General features: G+C 72.1%; 14 protein-coding genes. 5 read left to right on the top strand and 9 right to left on the bottom strand.

Translation table 11 applies throughout. The annotated features are described in order from the left end of the window. Window positions 1–11 precede the first annotated feature (11 nt). On the top strand, window positions 12–716 hold the full coding sequence (locus J8403_RS05100; protein WP_093467083.1) for a response regulator transcription factor: 705 nt from the start codon (window positions 12–14) through the stop codon (window positions 714–716). Continuing rightward, window positions 716–2128 (top strand): sensor histidine kinase, encoded by a 1413-nt coding sequence (locus tag J8403_RS05095; protein ID WP_211122076.1) that lies wholly within the window; start codon window positions 716–718, stop codon window positions 2126–2128. The genes J8403_RS05100 and J8403_RS05095 overlap by 1 nt, the downstream gene beginning before the upstream one ends. A gap of 260 nt (window positions 2129–2388) precedes the next feature. On the opposite strand, the gene J8403_RS05090 is transcribed toward J8403_RS05095, so the two are convergent. Genes J8403_RS05090 through J8403_RS05080 form a run of 3 tightly spaced genes read right to left on the bottom strand, consistent with a single transcriptional unit; the run spans window position 2389 to window position 4363 of the window. Next, window positions 2389–3207, bottom strand: coding sequence for an SAM-dependent methyltransferase (locus J8403_RS05090; protein WP_211122075.1), 819 nt, complete (start codon window positions 3205–3207; stop codon window positions 2389–2391). After that, window positions 3204–3476 carry a DUF397 domain-containing protein gene (locus J8403_RS05085; protein ID WP_272933882.1) on the bottom strand — a complete coding sequence of 91 codons (273 nt, stop codon included), beginning with the start codon at window positions 3474–3476 and terminating at the stop codon, window positions 3204–3206. The genes J8403_RS05090 and J8403_RS05085 overlap by 4 nt, the downstream gene beginning before the upstream one ends. 29 nt (window positions 3477–3505) lie before the next feature. After that, window positions 3506–4363: a helix-turn-helix domain-containing protein gene (locus J8403_RS05080; RefSeq protein ID WP_211122073.1), complete on the bottom strand. Its 858-nt coding sequence runs from the start codon at window positions 4361–4363 to the stop codon at window positions 3506–3508. Between the two features lie 225 nt (window positions 4364–4588). Between J8403_RS05080 and J8403_RS05075 the strand changes: the two genes are divergently transcribed. Further along, complete coding sequence (locus tag J8403_RS05075) at window positions 4589–5056, top strand: ATP-binding protein (RefSeq protein ID WP_211122072.1); 468 nt, start codon at window positions 4589–4591, stop codon at window positions 5054–5056. 25 nt (window positions 5057–5081) lie between these two features. On the opposite strand, the gene J8403_RS05070 is transcribed toward J8403_RS05075, so the two are convergent. Beyond that, entirely contained in the window at window positions 5082–6419 is a 1338-nt protein-coding gene (locus J8403_RS05070) for an MFS transporter (protein WP_211122071.1), read from the bottom strand. A gap of 154 nt (window positions 6420–6573) precedes the next feature. After that, window positions 6574–6909, bottom strand: coding sequence for a winged helix-turn-helix transcriptional regulator (locus tag J8403_RS05065; RefSeq protein WP_211122070.1), 336 nt, complete (start codon window positions 6907–6909; stop codon window positions 6574–6576). Between the two features lie 140 nt (window positions 6910–7049). On the opposite strand from J8403_RS05065, the gene J8403_RS05060 reads away from it, so the two are divergent. Beyond that, window positions 7050–7934, top strand: a complete 885-nt coding sequence (locus tag J8403_RS05060; protein ID WP_211122069.1) for an NAD(P)-dependent oxidoreductase — start codon at window positions 7050–7052, stop codon at window positions 7932–7934. A 66-nt stretch (window positions 7935–8000) separates the two neighbouring features. Here the strand turns inward: J8403_RS05060 and J8403_RS05055 are convergent, their stop codons facing one another. The 4 genes from J8403_RS05055 to J8403_RS05040 all read right to left on the bottom strand — a co-directional run bounded on the left by J8403_RS05055 (window position 8001) and on the right by J8403_RS05040 (window position 14077). Further along, window positions 8001–9122, bottom strand: a complete 1122-nt coding sequence (locus tag J8403_RS05055; RefSeq protein ID WP_211122068.1) for a DMT family transporter — start codon at window positions 9120–9122, stop codon at window positions 8001–8003. A gap of 97 nt (window positions 9123–9219) precedes the next feature. Next, entirely contained in the window at window positions 9220–10779 is a 1560-nt protein-coding gene (locus J8403_RS05050) for a bifunctional phosphatase PAP2/diacylglycerol kinase family protein (protein WP_211122067.1), read from the bottom strand. A 127-nt stretch (window positions 10780–10906) separates the two neighbouring features. Continuing rightward, the gene (locus tag J8403_RS05045; protein WP_211122066.1) at window positions 10907–13237 is read right to left on the bottom strand and encodes a glycosyl hydrolase family 95 catalytic domain-containing protein; all 2331 of its coding nucleotides are present in this window, start codon (window positions 13235–13237) and stop codon (window positions 10907–10909) included. Between the two features lie 243 nt (window positions 13238–13480). Further along, on the bottom strand, window positions 13481–14077 hold the full coding sequence (locus J8403_RS05040; protein ID WP_211122065.1) for a TetR/AcrR family transcriptional regulator C-terminal domain-containing protein: 597 nt from the start codon (window positions 14075–14077) through the stop codon (window positions 13481–13483). 138 nt (window positions 14078–14215) lie between these two features. Here J8403_RS05040 and J8403_RS05035 point away from each other — a divergent pair, with 138 nt between their 5' ends. Next, entirely contained in the window at window positions 14216–15748 is a 1533-nt protein-coding gene (locus J8403_RS05035) for an FAD-dependent monooxygenase (RefSeq protein WP_211122064.1), read from the top strand. The last annotated feature ends 95 nt before the right edge of the window (window positions 15749–15843 follow it).

Genomic DNA, 15843 nt, shown 5'->3' with positions numbered 1-15843 from the left:
AGACTCGGGGTGTGACCAACACCGTGCTGCTCGCCGAGGACGACCGTGCCATCCGCCAGGCGCTGGAACGCGCCCTGACCCTGGAGGGGTACCGCGTCACCGCCGTACCCGACGGGATAGAGGCGCTGGCGGCCATCCACCGGGAGCGCCCGGACGTGGTCGTCCTGGACGTGATGATGCCCGGCGTGGACGGGCTGCAGGTGTGCCGGGTGCTGCGCGCCGAGGGGGACCGCACCCCCATCCTGATGCTCACCGCGCGGGTCGAGACCGCCGACCGGATCGAGGGCCTGGACGCCGGGGCGGACGACTACGTGGCCAAGCCCTTCGAGGTCGAGGAGGTCTTCGCCCGGCTGCGCGCGCTGCTGCGCCGCGCCGCCCCGGCCGAACCGCCCGCGCCGGAGGACGCCGCCATCGACGGCGTGCTGGAGGTCGCGGATCTGCACCTGGACTCCTCGGCGCGCCGGGTCTGGCGCGGCGGTACGGAGCTGGAGCTGACCCGCACCGAATTCGACCTGCTGGAGCTGCTGGCGCGCAACGCGGGCATCGTCCTGGACCACACCACCATCTACGCCCGCATCTGGGGCTACGACTTCGGCCCCGGCTCGAAGAACCTCGCCGTCTACATCGGCTATCTGCGCCGCAAGGTCGATCCGGAGGGGCGCACCCCGCTGATCCATACGGTGCGCGGAGTCGGTTACACCCTGCGGGAGGAGTAATGGTGCGGCTTCCCCCGCTCCGCCGTGGGCGGCCCAGTCTGCGGACCACCTTCGCGCTCTCGTTCGCGGCGGCGGCCTCCGTGGTCACCCTCCTGGTCGGCGGCCTCAGCTACGACGCGGCGGCCGGGCTGGTGCGGGTCGACCAGCAGACGGCGTTCGACGATGTGATCCGCGATCTGCGCGGCGAGGTCCGCACCGAGAAGGTGATCCTGCGGCAGTACCCCACCGAGTCCACCGTGCCCGTCCCCTACGGCCTGCGGGACGATCTGCGCCGGATCAGCCGGATGGACGTCCAGGTGATCAACGGCAGCGGCACGGTCTACGACGCGGGCAAGCCCCCGCTGCCGGTGACCGGCGACGACCGGATCACCGCCGCCTCCCGCACACCGGGCACCGTCGTCCGGCGCGAGATCGGCATCGGCGGAGAGCAGTACCGCATGGCCACGGTGGCCGTGGGCGACGGCACCGGCGCGGTCCAGGTGGCCCAGCAGATCAGCGACACCGAGGATCTGCTGCGGGAACTCCAGAAGCGCACCGCGCTGTTCGTGGTCGCCGTCATCCTGGCCGCCGGACTGGCCGGCTGGTGGCTGGCCGGACGGATCACCCGGCGGCTGGTGCGGCTGACCCGGGTCGCCGAGAGCGTGGCCGCGACCGGCCGGATGCAGGTGGCGGTGCCGGTGGCCGGGGACGACGAGGTGGGCCGCCTCGGACGGGCCTTCGACGGCATGCTCGGACAGCTCGCGCGCTCCAAGGACGACCAGCGGCGGCTGGTCGAGGACGCCGGGCACGAGCTGCGCACCCCGCTCACCTCGCTGCGCACCAATATCTCCCTGCTGCGCCGCTTCGAGGAGCTGCCGGGGCCCGCGCGCGAGGATCTGCTGGCCGATCTGGCGGGGGAGACCCGGGAGCTGACCGACCTGGTCAATGAGCTGGTGGAGCTGGCGGCCGGGCAGCGGGACGACGAACCCCTTACGGAGGTCTCGCTGGCGGAGGTGGCCACCACCGCCGCGACCCTCGCCCGGCGCCGGACCGGCCGGGAGATCACCGTACGGGCCGAGGGCGACACCCGGCTGACCGGCCGCCCGGCCACCCTGCAGCGCGCGATCTCCAATCTGGTGGAGAACGCCGCCAAGTTCGACCGGGACGGCACCGAGCCGGTCGAGGTGATGATCACCGGCCGCCGGGTGGAGGTCCTGGACCGGGGCCCCGGCATCGCCGAGGAGGACCGCGAGCGCGTCTTCGACCGCTTCTACCGCGCGCCCGGCGCGCGCAGCCTGCCCGGTTCGGGGCTGGGCCTGGCCATCGTGCGCGAGGTCGCCCTCGCACACGGCGGCACCGTCTTCGCCCGGCCGCGCCCGGGCGGGGGCGCGGTACTGGGCTTCACGGTCGGCGAGGGCGCCGAGGCGCCGTAGATGCCGGGCCGTGAAGCCCGCGGGCCATGCGTGCCGCCGCCGCTACGGGGCGTCCGGGGATTCTTACCCCTTCCCGCCCCTTCCCGCAGCATCGCTATGCGGCTCCGCCGCGTGGCAGGGGCTCCGCCCGTGAACCCCGGGGTCTGGGGCGGAGCCCCGCACGCGGCGGAGCCGCATTTCGTCAGGTGTCGGGAAGGGGCGGGGAGGGGAACAGCCCGCCGCGGGCGCCAAGTCCCGCCGAACACTCCCGGTGGCTTGCCCTATGGCTTCCGGGCCACTCCCGCCCACATGTTGATGTCCGCGCTGCGGATGGTCTCCGGGCTGTCCTCGGGGTCCGGGTTCCAGTGGTGGGGCTCCGACACACCCGGGTCGACCAGCTCCAGACCGTCGAAGAAGGCCCCGACCTCGCTCTGGGAGCGGGTGGTGAAGGAGATGCCGCTCTCCTTGTAGACCTGGATGACGTTCCGCCAGGTCTCCGCCGAGAAGTCATGGGTGGAGTGGGTCAGCATCAGATAGCTGCCCGGGGCCAGGGGCGCCATCAGCTCGCGGATGATCTCGTACGGCTTGTCCTCCTCCGGGATGAAGTGGAAGAGCGCGTTCACGGAGATCGCCACCGGCTGGTCCAGGTCCAGCGTCTCATGCAGCTCGGGGGCGCTCATGATCCGCTGGGGATCGCGCACATCCGCCTGCACATAGGACGTACGGCCCTCGGGGGTGCCGATGAGCAGCGCTTGGGCGTAGGCCAGCACGATGGGGTCGTAGTCGGTGTAGACCACCCGGGCCTCGGGGGCGACGCCCTGGGCGACCTGGTGGAGGTTGGGCTCGGTGGGTATGCCGGTGCCTATGTCGAGGAACTGCCGTATCCCGGCCTCCCGGGCCAGCCAGCGGGTGGCGCGGTGGATGAAGGCCCGGTTGACGGTGGCGTTGAGCCGGACGGTGGGATAGACCTCCAGCACCCGCCCGGCGGCCTCGGCGTCGACCTCGTAGTGGTCCTTGCCGTTGAGGTAGAAGTCGTACATCCGAGCCGGGTGCGGCTTGGTGGTGTCGATCTGGTCAGGGGCGAGCCCGTAGTCGGTCACGCGGCCCTCCGTTCCGGTCCGGTACCCGCCGAGGAGGTCAGGTTGGGGTCTGGGCGTGTGAGCAGGAAATCCGCGGCGCCGGCCTTGGCACCTTGGATGAACCTCTCGATTTCATGGTGGGTGTAGATCAGGGCAGGGCCGTCGGGATCGGTCGACTGACGCAGGGCGATCCGCCCGTCGTGCAGCCTCAGCGCCTCCACGCAGGCACCGCCGTTGGGACCGCTCCACGGCTTGGCCCAGCCCTCGGTCCCCAGGTGTTTGGCCGGCATGCCGTTGTACACGTGTACCTGATCCACAGTCAGAGCTCCTTGCGAATCCCACGGAGGAAACTCTCCGTGCGCCGCGCCGGTGTGGCCTGGGTGCCCATGCGGTCCAGGGCCTCCAAATAGGCGGCCACATCGGAACGTTGGTCGAGATAGCCGGCGCCGGTCAGGCCCTCGGCGTAGACGATGTCCGGCAGTTCCGGGATCTGGAACCGGAAGAGCTGGAAGGGTCCGCCCATGCCCGGGTGCGGGCCGGCGGAGAACGGCACCACCTGGAGGGTGATGTTGGGCTTCTGTACCGCCTCGATCAGGTGGTCGATCTGGGCGCGCATCACCTGGGGACCCCCGATGGACAGCCGGAGCACCGTCTCGTCCATCACCACCCACAGATGCGGTCCGTCCGGGCGGCTGAGCAGCTCCTGGCGCTCCATCCGCAGCGCCACCCGGCGGTCGAGCTCCTGGCGGGACCCGTGCGGGAAGCCGATGGAGAGCAGCGTGCGGGCGTACTCCTCGGTCTGCAGGAGTCCGGGGACGAAATGCGGCTCATAGGCGCGGATGCGGCTCGCCACGCCCTCGAGGCTCACATAGAGACTGAACCAGTCCGGCAGCACATCGCGGAACCGGTGCCACCAGCCCGGTCTGTTGGCCTCCTCGGCGAGCGCGAGGAAGGAGTCGATCTCTTCCTGTTCGGCGCCATAGGTCTGCAGCAGCTTCTCGACGTAGGGGAGTTTCAGGCCGACCTCGGCCTTCTCCATCCTGCGCACCGTGGTCTGGTTGACGTGCAGCGCCCTGGCAGCCTGGTCGTAGCTGACGCCGGCTTTCTCGCGAAGGTCCCGCAGCCTCATGCCGAGGACCATCTGCCCGACGGTCGGGGCAGATCGCGCTTCACCCACGTCGTACCTCCTGGGACGGTCTTGTCAGGATCAGTGTGCCACGTGCGAGATGAGGGGCAACAGAGTGCGCTGGCTATTCTGCATTTTGCAGATCGCGCCTTGCCAACTGGTGCTTGCAGCAACGATAGTGACGGGTGTGACCAGTCCAACGTGGCTGCTGTGTCGCGCACTTGCGGCATTCACGTACGGCATTCACGCCCCCACAGGTAGACGGACGGAAGGCACATGGCCGTGGCATTGCGTCAACGCTCGACGATGGCCCACCACCCGAACTCCGGGAGCGTTGACTCCGCCCTCCGTCAGGAGAGGTTCCAGCTGTCTGCCAGAGGCGCCTCGGTCGCCGTCGCCCGGCACCGGGTGCGCTCCCGCGTACTGGAGTGGGGCTTTCAGGAGGACCTCTGCGAGTCCGCCGAGCTGGTGATGTCCGAGCTGTTCACCAACGCCCTGGTGCACACCGGAAGCGAGCACATCCTCTGTGTGCTGCGCGCCCATGAGCGGCACATGCTCTATATCGAGGTCGCCGACCAGGGCGGCGGACCGGCCGTCCCCACGCCGAGGGAGGCCGGTCTGGAGGACGAGTGCGGACGCGGACTCGCGCTGGTCCGCGCCCTGGCGGACGCGTGGGGGGACCGGCCGGGCGTGAACGGCGGACGGGTGGTCTGGGCTCAGATGAGCGTGACCGCCGGCCACTGACGCCGGGCCCGGCCCCTCGGCGTCGTCACACCGCGGTCGTCCGCTGCTTCCCCGGGGCGGCCGGGCCGTCCGCGCGGTCCCGGGAGAGGGCGGCGTCGCGGGTCTCCCGCATGGTGAGGTAGACGATGAGCGAGACGGCCGCACACGCCGAGACGTACCAGTAGTACCCGGACTCCGCACCGCCCTTCTTGAACCACAGCGCCACATACTCCGCGGTGCCGCCGAACAGCGCGTTCGCCAGCGCGTACGGCAGGGCCACCCCGAGCGCCCGGACATGGGTGGGGAACAGCTCCGCCTTCACCACGGCGTTGATCGAGGTGTAGCCGGTCACGATGACCAGCGCCGCGAGCGAGAGCAGCAGCGCCCCCGTGAAGGTGTCGGTGTGCGACAGCGCGGTCATGATGGGGACGGTGCCGAGCATCGAGCCGAAGCCGAAGGTGATCAGCAGCGGACGGCGCCCGATCCGGTCCGAGAGCGATCCGGCCAGCGGCTGCAACAGCATGAACAGGAACAGGGCACAGAAGCTCACCAGCGACGCGTCCGACTTGCTCAGACCGGCCGTGTTCGACAGGTACTTGGTGAGATAGGTGGTGTACGTGTAGTACGCGACCGTGCCGCCCATGGTCAGCGCGATGACGAGCGCCGCCTCTTTGCGGTGGCGCAGCAGCTCGGCGATCGTCCCCCGTTCGTCCTGGTGGGCGTCCTCCTCGGTGTAGACCTCGGTCTCCAGCAGATTGCGCCGCAGCCAGAAGACCACCGCCGCGCCCACGGCGCCGACGACGAACGGAATGCGCCAGCCGTAGGAGTGCAGCGCGTCATCGGACATGGTGTGCTGCAGCAGGATCTGGAGGCCCAGACCGATCAGCTGGCCCATCGTCATCGACACGTACTGGAAGCTGGAGACGAAGCCGCGGCCGCCGGGCCGGGACGCCTCGGTGAGATAGGTGGCACTGGCCGCGTACTCACCGCCCACCGACAGCCCCTGCAGCAGCCGCGCCACCAGCAGCACGGCCGCGCCGAAGTAGCCGACCTGGTCGTACGTCGGGGCGATGGCGATGAGCAGCGCGCTGGCCGACATCAACGTCACGGTCAGGGTGAGCGCCGCCTTACGGCCGCGCCGGTCGGCGAACCGGCCCAGCAGCCAGCCGCCGACGGGACGCATGAAGAAGCCGACCGCGAAGATCCCGGCGGTGTTGAGGAGCTGTGCCGTGTCGTTGCCCTTGGGGAAGAAGGCGCCGGCGAAGTAGGTGGCGAAACTGGCGTAGACGAACCAGTCGTACCACTCGACGAGATTTCCGATCGAGCCGCCGAAGACGGCTCGCCAGGGTGTGCGCGCTGGGCTGGGGGGAGCGCTGTCGGTCACGGGGCCTCCAAGTGAGCGGGGTGATCTCCACACCCCTACCCCGCGGAGGCCCGGTTGGAAAATACGTGCGACGGCGCCGGTTGACGCCGATTCACGGGCGCGGCCGCCGCCCCGGGCGGTGCGGCCGCCCCGGGCGGTGCGGCCGCCCCGGAGGTCAGCCCTGCCCCGCCTCCTCCAGCACCGCCATCCGGCGCTTGCCCCAAGCGCCCAGCGGGCCCAGTGCCGTATTCAGCTCGTCGCCCAGCTCGGTCAGCGAATACTCCACCTTCGGCGGCACCACGTCGTACGACTCCCGGTGGACGATTCCGTCCGCCTCCAACTCCCTCAGCTGCTGCGCCAGTACCTTCTCGCTCACCCCCGGAACCAGCCGCCGCAATTCCCCGAAGCGGCACCGCTGGTGATTGAGCGCCCAGATGATCAGCACTTTCCATTTGCCGTCGATCACGTCCACGGCCGCGTCCAGACCGCAGACATAAGGCTGCCTTCGCATGGCCCCGCCCCCACTGACCTCAAGGTAAGTACGCACTCTTTAGTGCGTACTTGCCCACGTTACCGCCGGGGAACGAGGCTGTGAGCGGCGCGCCGGACCCCTACGAACCCAGCGGTATCGAAACAACTGGAGCAACCTCGATGAGCGAAACCCCCGTGACGGTGCTGGGCCTCGGCGACATGGGCACCGCGCTGGCCCGCGCACTGATGAAGGCCGGGCACCGGACGACGGTGTGGAACCGTACGGCCGCCAAGGCCGAGGCGCTCGCCGCCGAGGGCGCGCTGACCGCCGCCACGGCCGGCGAGGCCGTCGCGGCGAGCCCCCTGGTGGTGGTCTGCCTGCTGGACTACGACTCGGTAGGGCAGGTGCTGGAGCCCCTCGGGGACGCCCTGTCCGGCAAGGCCGTCGTCAACCTCACCAACGGCACTCCGCGGCAGGCCCGTGACCTGGCCGCATGGGCGGCCGGACACGGTGCCCAGTACCTCGACGGCGGCATCATGGCCGTCCCGCCGATGATCGGGACGCCCGCCGCCTTCCTCCTCTACAGCGGCTCACCGGCCGTCTTCGCGGACCACCGGGCCGTGCTGGACCTCTTCGGCGAGAGCCACCATCTCGGCGAGGACCCCGGCCGCGCCCCGCTGTACGACCTCGCCCTGCTCAGCGCGATGTACGGCATGTTCTCGGGCGTGCTGCACGCCTACGCCCTGGTGCGATCGGACGGCGTCGCGGCGGCCGATGCCGCCCCGCTGCTGGGCCGCTGGCTGACCGCCATGTCGGGGGCCGCGGACGGCTTCGCGCAGCAGATCGACTCCGGCGACCACGCCACCGGGGTGGTCTCCAACCTCGCCATGCAGTCGGCCGCGTTCGTCAACTTCACCGGCTCCGCGGAGGACCAGGGCATCAGCCCCGAACTGATCGCCCCGATCGGCGACCTCATGGCCCGCCGGGTCGCCGACGGCCATGGCCATGAGGGCCTCTCGGGGCTGGTGGAACTGCTCGGCGCGGAAGGGCCCGGCGCCGTCTAGGCGAGGTGCCGCCACCCAGGCGAGATGCCGTTGCCCAGGCGAGGTGCCGCCCGGGCGTGGCGCCGCCTAGGCGTGGTGCTGCAGTACGGCCTCGCCGCATTCGGGCAGGCGCGGGCCGGGGTCGCTCTCGCCGGTGGGCTGGCGGGGGATCGGCTGGGGGAGGAGGAGCGGGGTACCGGGCTCGGCGGGCCCGCCGGGGACGTCCGGCACCTCGTGCGGGCCGGATCCGATGGGCCCCTGCGGAACCTCCGGCCCGCCGCCCCCGCCGCCGTGCCCGGGCGCGCCCGGGCCCTCGGCGGCCGCGACCGGGACGGCCGGGGCCTCCTCGGCGGCCGCTTCGGTCGCGGCCTCGGCTTCGGTCTCCGCCTCGGCGTTGTGCACCGTCAGCATCACCAGGCCGGTGCTCGCGACGAGGGCCGCGACCAGGGCCAGCAGGGTGCCGGGCGTGCCGTGCCGGAAGTTCTCGCCGAGCGCGGCGATGCCGACGGCGGTGGCGACCACCGGGTTGACCACGGTCGCCGTCGCCAGCGGCGAGGCCAGCCCGGCGCCCCGGTACGACGCCTGGGAGAGCAGCACCCCGCCCGAGGCCAGCAGCCCGATCGTGACCAGGCCGGGCAGGGCGTCCTGCCACGCGTCCCAGGTCCACTCCACGGCCACGTTCTTGGTGACCACCGACGAGACGCCGAAGGCCGTCCCCGCGGCCGCCGCCAGCAGCACACTGCGGATGACGGGCGATCGCATCAGACGAGCCGCCCCGGCCAGTACGGCGATGGCGGAGACCGTGATCACGACCAGCCAGACGCCCTCCTGCTCGGCCAGCGCCTGGGCCCGCGAGGTGCCGGTCAGCGAGAGCAGACCGGCGAGCCCCACGGTCGCCAGCAGCGCGCCCCGCCAGCCGGACGCGCCGACCCGGCGGCGGACGAATATCGCCGCCATCGGCAGGGCGAAGACGATCGTCAGAGCCCCTAGGGGTTGCACCACGCTCAGCGGGCCGTAGGCCAGGGCGATCACATGGAGGACCGCGCCCGCACCGTTGAGGGTCACCGCGGCCCACCAACTCCCGCGCCGCAGAGGGGCGGCCGCGAGCCGCGGCGTCGTGGCCGCGACATGCTCCTGGAGTATGGCTCCGGCGGCGTAGCAGACCGCCGAGACCAGGGCCAGCAGCACAGACAGCGCAAGGGAGGTCACGTCGCGGCCCCCTGGGCCGATCGGTCGTCGTCCATGCCCTCATCCTTGACGGTGGGGGCCGCTCCCGTCGTCGTCCTTGAGCACAGATTTCCGAGTACTACTTGCGTAGTAGAGACCTCCACCAATGGGGGGCCTTCGCGGCGGCCGTACGGGCCCGTTGGAGCAGTTCGTTCTGCGGCTCGGCGGGGCGGTAGACGGTGAGCGCCCTCGGCCACTTGTCGATCAGCAGCTCCTCCGCGGGATCGTCGGCCACCTCTCCATCGTAGGCCCGGCTGTCCACGGCGTGGAGGCCCGACAGCCGCAGTTGGCGCATGCGCCGCGTCGTATAGACGTGGGACCGCCCGAGCGTGCCGGTGAGCGCCGAGATCAGCAGCCGGGTGCGGGCCAGCCGCTCCTCGCCGTCGATCGCCCGCACATCGAGCAGCCCGTCGTCGAGCTGCTGACGGTAGGTGGGGGCGAACCCCTCGGGGGAGTAGACGCCGTTGCCGGCGAACAGCATCCACAGCCGCCGCGGCCGCCCGTTGACCTCGACCTCCATGGGGCTCGCGGTGCGCAGCACCCGGGTGAGCGCGACGGCGGCAGCGGGCCACTTGCCGAGCCGGCCCTCCATGCTCTCCCGGATCCGCACCAGCTCCGGGTAGAAGCCGATGCTGAAGGTGTTGACGAACTGGCTGGTCTCGCCGCCTCCCGCGAGGGGGGTGGCGCGGCCGAGGTCCACGGCCACGGCATCGCCCTCGGTCACGGCGTGCGCGGTGTCCTCGAAGGCCGGTACGCCGAGGTCCAGCGCGAAGTGGTCGAGGGTGCCGCCGGGGAACACGGCGAGCGGCAGCCCGCGTTCGGCCGCGACGGTGGCGGCCGCGTTGACGCTGCCGTCCCCGCCGCAGATGCCCAGCGCCCCGGCCCGGTCGGCGGCGCGCCGGGCGGCCTGCCGGAGCAGGTCCATGAAGTCGTCGTCGGGCCCGCACTCCAGGATCTCCGCGGCGGGCAGCAGGACCTGCAGCTGCTCGGCGACCGTGAAACCGCCGGTGGGGGTGGCCACCCCGGCCCGCTGGTTGACCAGGACCACCAGCCCCTCGCCCTTGGGCAGGGCGGGCGCCGAGATCCGCGGCCGGGCCTGGGCCGGGACCTCGGGGCGCGGCGGCCAGTAGCGGCAGGTCAGCGCGGCGGCGCCGACGCCGAGGGCGATACCGGCCAGCACATCGCTGGGGTAGTGGACGCCCACGTACACCCGGGAGGCGGCGACGGCGGCGGCGAGCGGCGCGACCATCAGGCCGTACCGCGAGGACTCCAGGGCGACTCCGGTGGCGAAGGCGGCGGCGGAGGCCGAGTGTCCGGAGGGGAAGGAGCTGGTCCACGGCTGCCGGCGCAGCTGGCGGACCAGGGGTACGGTGTCCGTGACCGGACGCTTGCGCGCCACCGTCCACTTGACCACGACGTTCGACACGAGCGAGGCGGCGGCGAGCGAGCCGATCCCGCGCAGCGCGGCCCGTCGCGCGGTGCGGCCGCCGACCGTGGCCAGCACCCCGGCGGTGCCGAACCACAGCCTGCCGTGGTCGGCGGCCCGGCTGAGCCGGGGCAGCAGCGGATGGGCGCCGCGGAGCCGGCTGTCCGCGACCCGCGCGAACAGCCGGCGGTCGAAGTCACTGATGCGTCTCATGCGTGATGGGTATCCCGGATCGGCGGTCGGCAGTCGTCATCGGACGCCGACCGGGCCGATCCGGACCATCCGCCGACGCGACCGCGCCGGAAGATCCTGCCGGTGTACCGGAAGATCCCGCCGGGGATTAGGACGCGGGGAGCCCCCAGCGCGGCGCCGGCTCATTGGGCTCGACCGGGCGGACCGTCAGGTCCGGGCGGTCCCCGCGGGCGGTGATGATGGCCTCCTGGCCCCTGCGGAGCGCGATCCGGATCGTGCCCGCGCCCACCGTCTCGTACGGCAGCCGCCGCCCGCGCGCGTCCCGCACCTCGATCGGTCCGTCGAGGGAGTGCCGTACGACACACGGCGCGCCCGCCTCGCTGCGCAGCCGCACCCAGCGGGTTCGGCCGTCCTCGCGGGCGGCGCTCAGCAGGAACGCGCCCTGGGTGCGGAAGTCGTGGACCACCAGCTCACGCCAGGCGGCGGGCAGCGCGGGGAAGATCCGGATCACCCCGCCCCAGCTCTGGCAGACCATGTCGTGCAGTGACTGCGCGGCGGACAGCGGAGTCTCGATGACCGGGCCCGACTCCTTGTACATGGTGTTGGCCTGGATGAAGCGGCTCATCAGCTCGCCCAGGTACTTGAGCGCGTCCTCACCCCGCCCCATCTGCGCGGACATCGAGGCGGCGCCGGTGAAGGTGTAGCCCTGGAGCGCGCCCTCGAAGCCGACCCAGTGATTGAGGGAGGTCTCGATCAGCTCGCGCTTGGCGGGGTCCTCCCAGGTGACCTCGTAGAGCGGATAGACGGCGAGCATATGGGAGTAGTGGCGGTGGGACTTGGCGAACGGAACACCCGCGCCGATCATGAAGCCGTTCTCGTCGACGGGGTACGGCGTGAGCTTGGCCAGCACCTCCCGCCAGCGCGGCGCGGCGGGATCCTTGACGCCGAGCAGCCGGGCCGAGTCCAGGAGGGTGGCGCAGCCCCAGCGCAGCAGCATCAGGTCGTAGTTGCAGTCGGGCGCGTTGACGCCGTACTCGGGCGAGAAGGTGGCGGGCAGATGCAGCTTGCCGTCGCTGCCGGGGGTCAGGAAGTGGAGGTAGTACGCGACGGACTTGCGCAGCAGCGGGTAGACCACATCGCGCAGCACCGACTCGTCCATGGTGTGGCGGTAGGTCAGCCAGACGTTGTGCAGCGCCCAGGTGAGGTTGCCGACCTCGGGGGTGGGCGGGTCCTGGCCGGGGATGCCGACCGCGTAGCCGCCGTTCGCCGCGGCGCCGCCGTTGACCAGGTGGATGTCGGTGGTGCGGGGGATGCCCGCCGAGTCCTTGCGGTACGGGGTGTCGAGCTGGTTGGAGAGGTTGTCGCGGAATTCGCCGAGCGCCCGGGTCACCGCGTCGAGTTCGAGGTGGTTGGAGCCGTGGATCAGCCAGTACTCGAGCTGCACATTGAGGTTCCACCAGGTCGCGGGCCACGGGGTGGACTCCAGCCAGGGCCCCGAGGTGGCCATCACGGGGGCGTCGGCGCGCGCGGCCGCCGCCACCTTGTACAGCTGGATCCAGTAGAAGCGCTGCAGCCGCGCGTCGGGCAGGGAGAGGAAGCTCTTCCGGTAGTACGCGTGCCACCAGGCGCGATGGCTGGGCGCGAGGACGTCGTAGGAGAGCGCCGAGGCGGATCGGATGTCCTTGAGCGCACGGTCGCGCGCGGTGCGCCGGGGGTGGGAGTGGGCCACGGTGACGTACAGCGTCCGCCGCCCGGCGTGGGTCCGCTCCCGCCAGGCCGTCACATGCTGTCCGCCGGCGAGCAGCGGCTGCACGGCGGCCTGGATGCCCTGGTGGTCCTCGACGACGGCCGGGGGGTTGCCGGTGTAGCCGTCGGGGACCGGTTTGAAGGCGACCCGCGGGCTGATGGCCTCGGCGGGGTGGAACACCCAGCGGAACGCGGCCTCTCCGGCGCTCGGGGTCACCTCGATGGCCAGCAGGGAACGGGAGTTGTGGACGAGGGCGCGCAGCCGCAGGGTGCCCTTGTCGGTGGTGATGGTGCCGGTCAGCTCGGCGTCCCCCAGCCGCAGCCGCCAGTCGATGGCGGTGATGGCCCCGACCGGCTCCAGGGTGAAGTACCCGATGGGCAGCCGGGCGAGCCCGAAGAGTGAGCCGAACTCCGGCCGGTGGTCCTGGACCTCGCTGTGCTGCACGTTGAAGCGCACCGCGTTGGCGTCGCCCGGCTCGGCGTAGATGCCCGAGCCGAGCAGGGCGTTTCCGAGGAACGGGCCCTCGTACCAGGTCTGCGGCAGCTTCTGCCACACCATGTCGGCGTCGGCGAGGACCGTGGCCCAGGGGTCCCCCGCGGGGTGGGCGACCGTGGCCGCGGCGGGGGCCTGCGGCTCGGCGGCGTACGCGGCGGCCGGGCCGGCGAGGCCGGCGGCGGCACCGGCGGCCACGGCGGTGCCGACGACTGTCCTTCGGGTGGGTGCGGATGACATGACGCTCCAGGGGATGTGAACCGGGTGCGGGCGATCTTCTGCGGGGGCAGCAGCGGGCGGTCACGTACATGCCTGAGGTTCCACGACCTGAACCCCCCGGGCATGATGCAGCTCCCGTGGCGGAACCGGAACCCCTTGTGCGTCATAAACATCGGATGGACGGCGCGCAGTCACGGGGAAAATGGCGCCCGCATGGCAGCGGACGCGGCAATACCTCGGACCTCCCGGCCCTGAGTGAGCGAGTTACGCGCTCGCCTCCTGCCCCCTGACGATCAACCCGACGCCGTGCCGGAAGCGGTGCTCGAAGTCGGCGAAGTGTCCGGCGACCGCGGCGAGGGCGGGGAAGCGCTCGGCGGTGGCCGCCCGCAGCAGCGGCTCCATGCCGCCGATGCCCTGGGCGGCCTGTTCCTCCTGGGTCAGGCCGAGCGTGAAGTAGACCAGCGACCAGGTCCGCCAGCCGGCTTCGGCGGGGCTGTGGCCGCCGCTGAGGAACGCGCCGGTCAGGGCGTCCGCGAAGCGCAGGGTGTGCTCCTCGGCGACATACGTCCCGGCCACGACCCGGGCGCCGTCGCGGCGGGAGAGCAGCGCCGCGCGATAGCGGTGGGCCAGGGCGCACGCCCGGTCGTCCCAGGGGTCCGGGAGTGGCGCGTCGGCGCATCCCTCGAGCATCGCGTCGGCCATCAGCTCCAGCAGCCGGGGCTTGCTGGAGGCGTGCCAGTAGACGGTGTTGAGCTGCACGCCCAGCCGCTCGGCCACCTTGCGCATCGTGAGCTTGTCCAGCCCCGCCTCGTCGAGCAGTTCCAGCGCCGCCGTCACCACGGCCGTGCGGTCCAGGCCCATGCCGCCGATCTCCTTCGCTTGCGTCTTGATCCGGGATCAAGTCTACTGGGGGCAGCTTCTTGATCCGGGATCAAGAGAGGGATCGAGGAGTGGATCGAAAGTCGAAAGACCCGATCGAGAGACAAGGGAGATGGTGTGGTGAACGACGTCGTCGTGGTGGGGGCCGGACCCGTGGGGCTGCTGCTCGCCGCCGAACTACGGCTGGTGGGTGTGGACGTCACCGTGATCGAGCGCGCCGCCGCCCGCAGCCCGCACTCCAAGGCGCTGACCCTGCATCCGCGCTCCCTGGAGGTGCTGGCGATGCGCGGTCTCGCCGGGCCGTTCGTCCGCGAGGGCGTTCCGATGCCCACCGGGCACTACGGCGGGCTGCCGGTCCGGCTGGACTTCTCCGTACTGGACACCCGCTTCCCGTACACGCTGGTCCTGCCGCAACTCCGCACCGAACAGCTGCTGGAGGAGCGGCTGCGGGAGCTGGGCGGGGAGATCCGCTGGCGGCACCGGGCGCTGGAGGTGCGCCAGGACGCGGACGGCGCCGAGGTGGAGGTGGCGGGCCCCGACGGGACGTACACCCTGCGCGCGGCATGGGTGGTGGGCTGCGACGGGGCCGGAAGCACCGTACGGAGCTCCGCCGGTATCGACTTCCCCGGCACCCGCGCCACCACGACCGGCTTCCTCGGCGATGTGGTGCTCGACGCGCCGCCCTCGGCCCCCTCGGTCGACAATGAGCACGGGGGCTTCCTGGTCGTCCCGCTGGCCGACGGACACCACCGCATCGCGGGCACCACCGGGGAGTCCCTCGCCGTCCCCGCCGATCAGCCGCTCACCTTCGACGAGCTGCGCGGATATGTGCGCCGGGTCGCGGGCACGGACTTCGGGATGCGGGCGCCCCGCTGGCTGTCCCGGTTCGGCAACGCCGCCCGGCAGGCCGCCCGCTACCGCGACGGTCGCGTCCTGCTCGCCGGGGACGCGGCGCATATGCACATGCCCATGGGGGGCCAGGGCCTGAACGTGGGACTCCAGGACGCCTTCAACCTCGGGTGGAAGCTGGCCGCGGTGTGCCAGGGCCGCGCCCCCGAGGGGCTGCTGGACACCTACCACGCCGAGCGCCACCCCGTGGGGGCCGCGCTGCTGGAGAACACCCAGGCACAGACCATGCTCGGCGCCACGTACACCGCCGACGCGCGCGCCCTGCGCTCGGTGTTCGGCCGGCTCCTGGCCGCCCACCCGGCGGTGAACCGGCAGTTCGCCGGGGAGCTCTCCGCGCTGGACGTGGCCTACCGCCCGGCCGAGGGGGAGCCGGGAGGGGCCGGGGAGCGAGGGGGGACGGGGGAGCCGGGAGGGGCCGGGGGCGGCCACTCGCTGGCCGGTACCCGCGCCCCCGACCTCGGGCTGGCCGGGGCGCCCGAGCCCAGCCTGTATCCGCTCCTGGCCGACGGGCGCTTCGTACTGCTCCACCTCGGCCCGGGCGGCGACGCGGGACGGGGGACGGCCGACGGCCCGGGCGTCGCCGGCGCCCGCGCCGCCGCCGAGGCGATCGCCGGGAGTCCGGACCGGATACGGGCCGTGACCGCGCGCCCGACCACCGCCCATGACGGCTGGGCGGGCCGGGACACCGTGCTGGTGCGCCCGGACGGCCATGTGGCCTGGGACGCGGCGCTGTCCAGCAGGTGAGACGAGTTCGGTGGGTCTCGTACGTACCAGCTCACCACGGACGGCTCCGGGCGGCCACCGGGCGCGGAAGGGGGTCCCGGCGACGGCTCGTTGTC

This window comes from Streptomyces yatensis (assembly GCF_018069625.1).
Lineage (GTDB): Bacteria > Actinomycetota > Actinomycetes > Streptomycetales > Streptomycetaceae > Streptomyces > Streptomyces yatensis.
Note: the sequence above shows the minus strand (reverse complement) of the source record. Positions and strands in the feature narration are given on the sequence as shown.